Source organism: uncultured Streptococcus sp. (assembly GCF_905372115.1).
GTDB lineage: Bacteria > Bacillota > Bacilli > Lactobacillales > Streptococcaceae > Streptococcus.
Window position 1 is genome coordinate 25846 of sequence record NZ_CAJPNR010000006.1, and the last position, 11379, is coordinate 37224.

2 protein-coding genes and 1 pseudogene are annotated in these 11379 nt (G+C 42.8%); all 3 read right to left on the reverse strand.

Features of this window, described 5'->3' with window-relative positions; all coding sequences use genetic code 11:
* Window positions 1–78 precede the first annotated feature (78 nt).
* The 3 genes and pseudogenes from QZ169_RS11545 to QZ169_RS03290 all read right to left on the reverse strand — a co-directional run bounded on the left by QZ169_RS11545 (window position 79) and on the right by QZ169_RS03290 (window position 11368).
* Window positions 79–546, reverse strand: a pseudogene (locus QZ169_RS11545) (ABC transporter permease).
* Window positions 547–805: 259 nt separating this feature from the next.
* Entirely contained in the window at window positions 806–3226 is a 2421-nt protein-coding gene (locus QZ169_RS03285) for an SHIRT domain-containing protein (protein WP_295504871.1), read from the reverse strand.
* A gap of 381 nt (window positions 3227–3607) precedes the next feature.
* Window positions 3608–11368 (reverse strand): SIALI-17 repeat-containing surface protein, encoded by a 7761-nt coding sequence (locus QZ169_RS03290; protein ID WP_295504873.1) that lies wholly within the window; start codon window positions 11366–11368, stop codon window positions 3608–3610.
* Window positions 11369–11379: the final 11 nt, after the last annotated feature.

An 11379-nucleotide genomic window follows, 5' to 3' on the forward strand; every position in this document is an offset into this window, starting at 1 on the left:
AGCCTGAGCAAATAGATTTTCAGCAGGCTTTTAATGATTTTGAGAAATTATGACACCTCAATTACTATCGCCGTACTGCTACTCTTTCTCCTCCTGGACTTCAATCTTTTGCAAATCCCAAAAGAAGAGATTGCCCAACAATCCTAAGAGAAAAAGCAAGAGAGGAATGGCATAAGGTGCTAAGGGATTATAAGCTTCTCCAGCACTAATTTTCATCTGAGGGCCATATGGAGCTATCAACTGATAATAATTAAGACCGCAAAACAAAATCGAAAATAAAAAGATAGAAAAATAAAGCCGATAGAGATGCCCTAGTAGCTATCCTTTGAATAAAAAAGTAACTTCCCCCATCAGTGTTGCAAAATTCGTAACAGCAAGTACAAAATAAGCAATGACAACAGGAACTAAAAAAAGAAAAAGGTAAAGATAACCATAAGCAACCTCCGGCTCTGGCTCAATTCCCGAATAACCGTACAGATACACCAGTAGATACAAAACTAGGGGCAAAAAAGGAATCACCCTAAACTTCCTATTTTTCATCAACATCTCTCTTTAAACAAAGAAACTTTTTCTTATTTTATTATAACAAATCTTCTTTATAAAACAAGAATTCACTTTTATTTTCAAGTATTCATTGACTGTAAAATCAAGTTTAGCAAATATTAGCCACCGTAAAAACATCCATTTGAATGACTGCTTGCTTTAGAGTTTATAAATTTAACCGTCAGTACATTATCAAGGATAGATGATGACAAAGACAAGAAAAAATCATCTCAGCTAGCTGAGATGATTCGTTTGGCTAATATTAATTAGCTTTTTTGAAACGATAGACAAGAGCTGATAAAAGAATCAGAGCAAATCCTGCTGCTATCGCAAAGATAGATGTTTCGCTGCCAGTTTTCGGCAAAACTTTTTTGCCAGTTGCTGATCCAGTAACATCTTTTCCATCTTTATCTGATGAATTACCTGGGGTTCCATCAGTCGAACCGCCTGGTTTATCACCAGATGATGACGGTGGTGGTGTCGAACCTGAAGAAGGTGGCGGTGTACCTGGTCCTTGTGGACGTCTAGCTTCAAATGTCCATGTGCCTGTAAATTTGACATCTGCGCCTGCAATAGTTTTACTATCTGCGTCATATTTGAGGAATTTCCAAGTACCATCACTTGCTTCAACAGTTTTCTTAGCTGGCTGAACCGCTTGAACGGCAGCACCGTCTGCATATTCAGTGGCATCATTTGGTAACAATGCTGTGACTTCTGCTGGCAAGCTACGGTTCGGATCTGCGCTTACAAATTCATAAGTTGCCTTATATTTCGGTGCTGGAGTAAAATTCCATTTACCGGTAAATTTAAGGTCCTTATCCGCAACAGTCTGTGCATTTGACTCTGCATAGCCTTCGAAAGTCCATGTGCCTTCAGTAACTGTAACACTTGTTTTAGCAGGCTGCTTAGCATCTACTTTAGTACCACTAGTGTAGCGATTAGCATCTGCTGGAAGCAAATCAGTTACTTCTTTTGGCAGATTTGGAAAGGCTGGATTGCTGCTGAGAAACTCATAGCTGACACCATAGTCTTTATAAGTGTTTGTGAATACTGGATTATTGCCTTCGACGGTAGCTTCCAATTTGCCGTTGTTTTCGGTCACTGTGACAGTCACAGTATGTTCTGCACTGTCATAAGTCACTCCAGCTTCATTTCCAGCTACTTCCGTCAGCTTGTAAGTATAAGTGCCTTCTTTATCATAGTTGATTCCAAGGAACTTGATATCACCATTGGCATCGTTAGCTGCTTGAAGCTCCAAGTTATTTCCTCCAACCTCAGTCAGTTTGAAAGTATACTTTTCAGCTTCAAGTGCTTTACCATCCAGAACTTTCTTAGCGGTAATCGCTGCAGTTGCTGGCTCTAACTTGTATGTATTGGTAAAAGCATCACGGTCATAGGTAACCGCTGCTGTCTTAACGCCGTTGTTGTCTGTTACAGTAACAGTAACATTGATGTCTGAATTGGCATCGTTTGTCACACCTGGCAGATTACTTGCTCGTTCACGAATGACGTAGTTAAAGGTTCCTTCTTTTTTGAAACGAAGTTTCTTAAAGGTTACGGCACCAGCTTTATTAGTTACCGTTTGAACAACTTTGTCGTTGTCATCCTTATTAATCAAATCAAAAGTAAATTCACCATCTGCCAAATTGCGGCCAGTCAATTCCTTTTTGACTTTAAAGATAACTTCATCAGAACGGGTACCTTCGCCAACACCATCAAGAGTTGTCAAAGGCGCGAATGGACGTGCTAACAAATCAGGCATCTTTTGCCCATTAGATGTAACGGTTACATCGTTAAAGGCTTTTTTGGTTACCTTATCTACTGGCTCAGTCAAACGGGTCCGGTAGATAACATAAATACCTCTTCCACTCAAATCCCCAGCATTAACTGTGAAATGATTGGAGTCTGTAATTGAAACGACATCGCTCGGGTTAAAGGATTTACGTGTGCCAGAAGCACCTTCCCACTCAGTAAAGTAGTAACCTGTAATCCCTGTATCTTCATCCAATTCTTGGTCTTCTGGAATGGCGTCCTCAATGACAACTTGACCAAGATTTTGGACATCGCGATTGACACGGATACGCCAGTTGACGTAGTTTGGATCCTTAGAATCCTGAACACCCCACTTGGAATAACCCTGAGGCTCCTCATCAACCTTGATGCGCTTCAGCCTATAGGTTCTAGCACCTGGGAAATTAACTTCTTGCTCTTGGTCATAAGGCATATTATCAGCCCAAACCACTGTGAAAGAAGATTGAATAAGCTTGGTATCTGGCATTTTCGCAAAATACTCAGCATTTGTGACAGTAATGGTTGCTGTATTTGTAACAGGATCTGTCACCAACTTAGCAACAACAGTGCCATCCGGTGCGCTTATGTTTTCCTCCAAAGTTCGCTCAATTTTGAACTGTGATGGAACACGATAAACCATGGTATCACCATTATTTAATACTTTGCTATCTGCAAATGTATAGGTCGGTGCAATGTAAAATTTACCTTCACCGTAGCCAGTATCCTTTAAAGGATTATTATTAATAGTGACGTTTGTAGTTAGTTGATAGTCGCCATCACCTAACTCTGCAGCAGAAACCCTAGGACTTGAGCTTAACAAGGGAATAAAGGTTGATACCAAAAGCAGCAAAGTCATCAGAGCATGAGACACTTTATGATAAGTTTGTTTCACCTTGAATGCGGTCCTCCTTCTTTTTATATTTTATTTTCGACAAATGCTGGCAGGCACACCATCACCTGTCTACCCCCTCAGTTTCAGCCGGTTCTAAATCAAAATTTATTACCAAACTAAAAATGAATGTATTTGTATATGATAAGCAAATATGACATATACATATCAATTATAACATAAAATATTATAATTGACTCTTTGTGAACTACTTTTTTTAGTGGCAATTATCTGTTTTTTGTCTACTTTTGTTGCGAAATAGTTACGAAAAGTTGTTTGATTCTAGCTTGAATAGATAATTAATTTTTTATTAGTAATAAATAAAATTCCTAGACTCTAAGGAGTCTAGGAATTTTAGGAGGCATTTCCAAAAGAAAATATCACTTACTTATTAAAGATTGATTGCCTGAAGTCGTCTGTTTCACGAAGATAAGCATTGTAAATCTTCTTCTTGAGCAGGTTTACCCAGCTGGCATCGACACGGCTTGTAGCATTGGCAATGTTGCTCACATCCTCTGCTACTGCTGCGTCCATCAGACTTTGCATATCTGCATAAGAGCGAATGGTTACTTTCTTAGTACTGTTTGGATTTCTGAGTTCGTACTCGATGGTAATTGGCTTGAGCTTGGTCAGCTGATCAATCCGCTCCTTATACATAGCCTTCTTGAAGGCTACCCAGGAGTCATATTCACCCTTGAATACATTTTCCAAGACTTTCTGGTCAGTCACGAGACCAACATCTCTTCCGGACCATCCATCCCACGTTTTCTTACCTTCATCAAAGGCTTCCTTAGAGTACTTACCAGAAACATAAGGGATAAATCCTTCATGGTAACCCTTGGCTGCTAGCAACTCATAAGCTGTACGACGGAACATGACATCGCCCGGCGCTCCATTTGGATTGCTCAAGGCTGAGTAGATTGGTGAGAAGAGACTGAGACTGAGGTAGCCATTTCGTCCATATCTACCACTGTCCTTGTTCTCCCGACGAGTGATGACATCATTGTCAATCAGAGAGTCAAAAGTCTTCAGCTGCTTGATTTCTTCAGCAGTAAAGCTTCGCGTCTGGTTTCCAGCATGGGTCTCCTTACCATACTTATCTGTAACATAGTAATTCTCCATCTTCCTGAACCACTGAAGCTTAGCATCATCGCTCTGCTTCAGCATAGAGGTACCTTCTAGGTAATCTAGGGTGTAAATCATGTCAAACATACCATGGACATAGTGTTGCAGGTCTTCTGCATTTTGAACGCGCTCCTTGAAGTTATATGTGTGTAGACGCGTCTTAGAATCCTTGTCCACCTTGAAGAGGGTATTGAGTGTAATGGTTGCCTCATCTGCACTTGGAGTGGACTGCAGGAGTCCGCGAGCATAAAGCTCAGCTCCCAGACCTTCGCGGCGGCCATTGCCCTCAAAGTAAATGCCACCGTCAGAATTATGGGTCATTTCATGCGTGTAGACAGAGTTACCATAGTCTTCTAACAATTTAGCTGCATCAAAGTGGGTTACACTTCCTGTAGCATAGGCATTATAGCCCTTGCTAGGATACCACTTGCCGGCTGGTCCAAAGAATTCCTGCATAGCCAGTGATTTTTTGTCATTAGCTGGAGCCCAATATTTTTGACCATTCTTGTCAACCAATGAGAATCCATCGTAAACCAGAACAGAACGGAAGAGCTTGTCCTTGCTTTCATCGCTTAGAATCTTATACCAGAAGTCATAGTGATCGCGCTGGTATTCAGCTGTTTTTCTCACTCGGTCTTCGACAAATTCAGCTAGCTCTGCATCTGTCCGAACCCTGCCATTGGCATCAAGGCGATAACGGTCATAAGCCCCCATGGAGATGGTAGACATATTGGAGATAGCATAGACACCCTTCTCAGTCATGGTCAAGAGTGGCAAGAGCATGCCCTTGTGTTCCCAGTTATCAGCAGTAATCTTGTCGTAAACGCCGACAGAATACTTGCTCTTGCCCTCGGCTGCATCCTGAAGCTGTCTAGCTTCTGGCAAATCCGACTCGGCCTCAACGATATAGGCTTTTGTATTGGTCTTGAGCCATTCATTATTGCTCTTGTCTGGCAAGAAGAGCTGACGATAGCCTTCTAGATAGTTGAAGAGCCCTCGTTTACCAGTCGCTTCAGAAAGTGAGGCATCATAAGCCATATAGTTGTTCTTAGCTTTAAGATTGTTCATGCCTGACTTACCAAGTGAAATGATGGTATCTAATGTTGAAGCATTATGATTTCCAAAGAAGTCAAATTTATAGGCTGACAAATCCTTGACATTGATATTGTCATAATTAATATTATACCAACGGTTGAGATAGGTTAGACCAAGTAAGAAGGCTTCTTTATTGTCTTTAATTTGCTGAGCTATATAGTCTGCTACAACATTGCCTTCCGTATTGATAGACTTGTCCATAGCCAGTACCTTGCGTAACTCTTCTGACAGCTTGGTCTTGACTTGGTCAAAAGTCGTATCCAGATAGAGATCATCCAAAGAAGTGTCAGCATTTACGCCTAAAACAGTTCGCATAGCTGGCGAATCAAGGACAACCTTGTTCAATTCCGGCAGCACTTGATTGAGAACTCTGCTATAGTCTGATAGGAAGGCTTCTGGTGTATAAAGAAGGTCTAGGCCATTTACAGTATATTCTGCAATTGCCTTATATTTGAAATCTCCCTTATAGGTCAGATTCAGGTAATCAACCGTATTGTCCTCAAAGTGCAACATCAGACGGTTAATTCCGGTCTTGTTGCTATTGATATCAGTGATAATCTGGTCGCCCTTCATTGGAACAACATCCAGCAAGTACTCCGTATTGAGCTTGTGATTCTCTGGAAGTTTATTTCCATAAGCAACGATGGTCTCCTTATTGTAGAATGGAAGGAGTTTTTCCATGTTAGCATAAGCTATTAAACGGTCTTCTCGGGCATTCTTTTCCTGGGCATAGTTGACAGAATAAAGGTTGAGATTCGTGTCTTCCAGCGTGGTCGTAATGTCTAGGCTAGTCAGCTTCTCTTCTGTCTGGTCCAGAGTCAGTGTTGATGTGACAAACTTGTCATTTTCCAGTGTTTTATTTCCTTCAACGGCATATGCTTCTGTGATACGGTTGTTTTCATATCCCTGATCACCAGAAATACTGTAAACATTTGTTCCGCTGACATTGCTGATGACATTATCAATCAAGCCATTGAAGTAATTGGAACCAACTACTCCACCGATTTGACCATTCTTAGTAGAGTTTTGAATCTTTCCAGTTACATAAGAACGGCTGATGCGGGCATTGTTTTCTAAACGGCCAACCAGGCCGCCGAAGCGTTGGTTGTTGGCTCTAGCGCCTGCTAGAATAGTCACATCTGCCCTGCTTTGGCTAATCAAGGAGTTTCCTCCCTTAAGATTGGCAACCAAACCACCAACATTGTATTCTTTACCCTGTTTATCATTTGACACGATAGTTCCAGTAAAGGAGCTATTGGTAATTTGGGTATTGTTAGCAATAACAACCAAACCTGCCACCTGTGAAGCATTTTCTTTTACTTCTACTCTACCTTGAACGGAAACGTCTGTGATTCGAGCATTTTCTGCATTGCGAGCCAAAGCCGCTGAGTCATAGGTGCCTACAATATTAACCTCTTTCAGGTCCAGATTGGAAATAGAAGAACCACTCTTGAGGTTTTCAAATAAAGGCTTGGCTAGATTATAAATCGCGTACTGTTTGCCATTATGGTTACCTGTCAGACTGCCTGTGAAGTTCCCTTTGAGGTAGACATAATCCGCAGGAGCCAGACTGACCTCGCTAGCATCCAAATCTGCTCCCAGAACATAGTTGCCAGCCATATTTTGCTTCATAGCGTCTACCAAGCCAGCAAAGCTAGTGTAGACATTTTGCTGACTAGGAACAACTGCCTTACTGATATAGAAGTCATAGCCAGACTTATAGCCTGTCTCACCTTCTTGTACCAGCTCAGGCAGAGATACCGTTACCTTATAAACATCCCTGCCATCCTTATGGCTTTCCGCTATGCTGTGAACCGGCAGGAGCATTTCCTTAGATTCACTTGATTTGACTTTGACAAAGTAGGTAGACAAATCCGTAGGCATAGAGCTCATGGACACGACGCGCTTAAACTGGTCGTTTTCTTTTCTGTAAAACTCGGCCGAATCAATATCTCGGAAGGCAATCTTCTTGTATTCCAATTCAAAGTCGCGGCTGTCGGTTTCAAGGTCTGTGAAGCTGCCATTATCCAGTTCATAAGTCAACTTGGTTTTTAGCGTATAACCTGTGTAGTAGTCTAAGTCGCCAATCTTCAGACTTCCTGCGAAATTGGTAATTGGAAGAGTACGAACAAGCTGATCTCTCTGGTACAATTCTGCAGTCGCTGAACGGAAGGACTGGGTCTGGTCTTCCAGTCTATATTGGACTGTAATCGACTTATCATCAGGATTTTCTGTCAGACTTAGAATGGAAACTGTTGGCTTGACTTTAGGTACTCCATTTAGAGCTTCTTTGGCTGCTGTCAGGCTAGCAAAAGCTTGGTTGACCTGCACTTGTGTGGCAGTTTGATTGTTCAGAACTCCTTCTGCCTTGGCTAATTCGTCAGTATAAGCTGTCTGCTTATCTGAGTCAGCATTTTTATATTTTGGAGCTGCTTTGATAATTGGATTTAAATCGTATTCGTTTTGAAGAGCCGTTTTGACAACCTCAAGGCCACTTAACTGTGTCTTGGCTTGATTGATTTGTTCAACAAGCTGGTTGACTTCTGCTTGGCTGGCTTGTGATTGATTAAGAATCGCTTGACCTGCTGTCAAAGCAGTATCATAGCTAGATTGATGACTCTGACTATCGTTGAAATAACGTGCTTGAGCTTTAATCTGATCCGCTTCCGCTAATAGATTGTTCAATCGAATTAAATCGAATTCTTCTAAAGTTTCTACTTTTGGTGCATCATTCGGTACCATATTTGGCTTGGCTGTACCTACTTTGACAACTTGCGTTACTGGAGCGAGAGTCTCTTCATTGAACAGTTCTTGACGATCAACTTCTTGATTATTGGAACTGTAGACACGAGTCTTAATCGTCCGTTCACCTTGCACACCTGGGGTTGCGATTTGACGGGCGTCCTGAGGCAATTCATTGGTGTATTGTTCCTCGATGTTAAAGGCTATTTTCTCAACACGCGTTTCATCTGTATAAGTCAGTGGATACTCTGGCAAGGCGTCTGTTTTTGGTGCATCATTTGGTACCAAATGTGGCTTAGCCGTGCCTACTTTGACAACTTGCGTTACTGGCGCTAGAGTTTCCTCATTTGACAGCTCTTGACGTTCAACCTCTTGACCGTTGGAACTGTAGACACGGGTCTTGATGGTTCGCTCACCTTGCACACCTGGAGTCGCAATTTGGCGAGTACCTTGGACTAGCTCGTCAGTCTCTTCTTCACGAATAGTATAGTTGATTTTCTCTACGCGCGTTTCATCCGTGTATATTAATGGATACTCTGGCAAAACGTCTGCTTTTGGTGCATCACCTGGTACCATGGTTGGTTTAGCGGTACCGACTTTGACAACTTGCGTCTCTGGAGCCAAGGTTTCTTCATTGGACAACTCTTGGCGGTCAATTTCTTGTCCATTGGAACTATAGACGCGAGTCTTGATAGTTCTCTCACCTTCAACACCCGGAGTGGCGATTTGACGGGCATCTCGTACAAGTTCATCCGTCTCTTCTTCACGAATGGTAAAGTTGATTTTCTCTACGCGAGTTTCATCCGTATAAGTCAGCGGGTACTCTGGCAAAGCGTCTGCTTTTGGTGCATCGTTCGGTACCATGTGCGGCTTAGCTGTTCCGACTTTGACAACTTGCGTCACTGGAGCTAGTGTTTCCACGTTGGACAACTCTTGGCGATCAATTTCTTGTCCGTTGGAGCTGTAAAAACGAGTTTTGATGGTTCGCTCGCCTTGAACACCTGGAGTTGCGATGTGACGGGCATCTTGTGGTAATTCATCCGTATATTGCTCTTCAATATTGAAGGCTATTTTCTCTACACGCGTTTCATCTGTATAAGTCAGTGGATACTCTGGCAAGGCGTCTGCTTTTGGTGCATCGTTCGGTACCATATGCGGCTTAGCTGTTCCGACTTTGAAAACTTGCGTTACTGGCGCTAGAGTCTCTTCATTAGATAGTTCTTGACGTTCAATTTCCTGACCATTGGAGCTGTAGACACGTATCTTGATAGTTCGCTCGCCCTCAACGCCTGGAGTGACGATTTGGCGAGTACCTTGGGCTAGCTCGTCCGTTTCTTCTTCACGAATAGTATAGTTGATTTTTTCAACTCTAGTTTCGTCCGTGTAAGTTAGCGGGTATTCTGGTAGTTCTTCAACCTTTGGAGCATCAGCCGGAATCAGGCTTGACTTACTTGTTCCGACCTTAATAATCTGTGTGACTGCTGCAAGAATTTCTTCATCTAATAAAACTTGGCGGTCAACTTCTTGGCCATTCGAGGTATAGATACGAGTGGTAATAGCCCGCTCACCCTGTACTCCTGGTGTGACAACTTGGCGACTGCCTTCTGGAATCTCATCAGTATACTGTTCTTCAACAGAAAAATCTATCTTTTCTCTTCTTGTTTCATCCGTCGCAGTCAGCTCTAATTCTGGGGCTTGATGCACGGGTGCTTCATCAGGTGCGGTACCATAAGTTGTTAGTTCCGGAACTTCTTGGACTGGAGCGGTGTCTGGTGTAGTGCCATAAGTTGTTAGTTCTGGAACTTCTTGGACTGGAGCGGTGTCTGGTGCAGTGCCATAAGTCGTTAGCTCAGGCACTTCTTGAACCGGTGCAGTATTGGGCGTTGTGCCATAGGTCGTCAATTCTGGGACTTCATTTACAGGTGCGGTATCTGGTGCAGTGCCATATGTTGTCAACTCTGGGACTTCTTGGACTGACGCTGTATCAGGCGTCGTGCCATAGGTCGTTAATTCTGGAACTTCATTTACAGGTGCGGTATCTGGTGTCGTACCATAAGTCGTCAATTCCGGGACTTGATGCACTGGTGCTTGTTTTGGTATAGATTTTACTGCAGCAGTTCCGACCAACACAATTTCCGAAACTGGCTCTGCAGTTACCTGGTCTGAAACCACTTCGCTTTTTACAATCTCTTTACCTGCAATATAATTGCGAGTGACAACAGTACGTGTACCAGTGACACCTGCGCGAATGACCTGAGATTGCCCCTCTGCGAGTTCATTTGAATATTGATATTCTGTTTGATAAGGCAGGACTTGGGTTTGGCTGCTTTCTTGGCTCTTGAATTCGAGTTCTGGTACTTCAGTAACTGGAGAAAGCCGAGCAAATTCACGCTCTTTGGCAGCAATAATCTCTTTTTCTTGCTCTGTCAGTTTATCTGTTTCAGTAGACACAGGCTTGTTGGCAGTACCCTGATTCCCAGAAAGACTAGCAGATTTACCTGCCTGCTGATCGACTTCGACAGCTGACAAGTCCTTTTGTGCCGTAGGAAGCTGATGACTTCCTGCTGCGTTCTCCTTGCCCTGTTCACCGCTTTTCAGATAGCCAACATATTCGAAACCAGCAATCTCTATAGGCTCAGGCAGCTTATCTCCTACTGTCAAATTCAGCCTTTGATTGTAGGCGGCTAATTCAATATTGGTCACTGCAAATACAGAAGGAGCTAGGAGAATAGAGCCTAGACCTGTCACCAGCAAAATAGAAGACAGGTACCTCTTGCCATTTCTACCTCGTGCAATTACTAAGACTGCTAAAGTCAGCCCAGCAGCTGCAAAAGTTGCTTCCCACAGACTTGAGTAGCCCGTCTTTGGCAAACTTTTTGCCGAAAGCCCCTGGGTCTTTGGACGGTAAACCAGATAATAAGCATCAGAGTTTTCTTCCACAAACTTTGGAAGCTCCTTAACAACTGCATTCTTCTCAGCTTCAGTGAGTTCGGACTCTACTACGTAGTGATACTGGACTGGAACGGTTTTGCCTGCTGAGACTTCTGCAGCCTCAACCGTGCTTATATTTCCCCCTATTGCGGTACTCAAAAAGAAGCTTCCGATAGTGGCAGAAACCAATCCTACTGATAACTTTCTAAAAGAATAGCGCTGGAGCGTATCACCAGTGATTCTTTTTTCCATAATAATTCCCT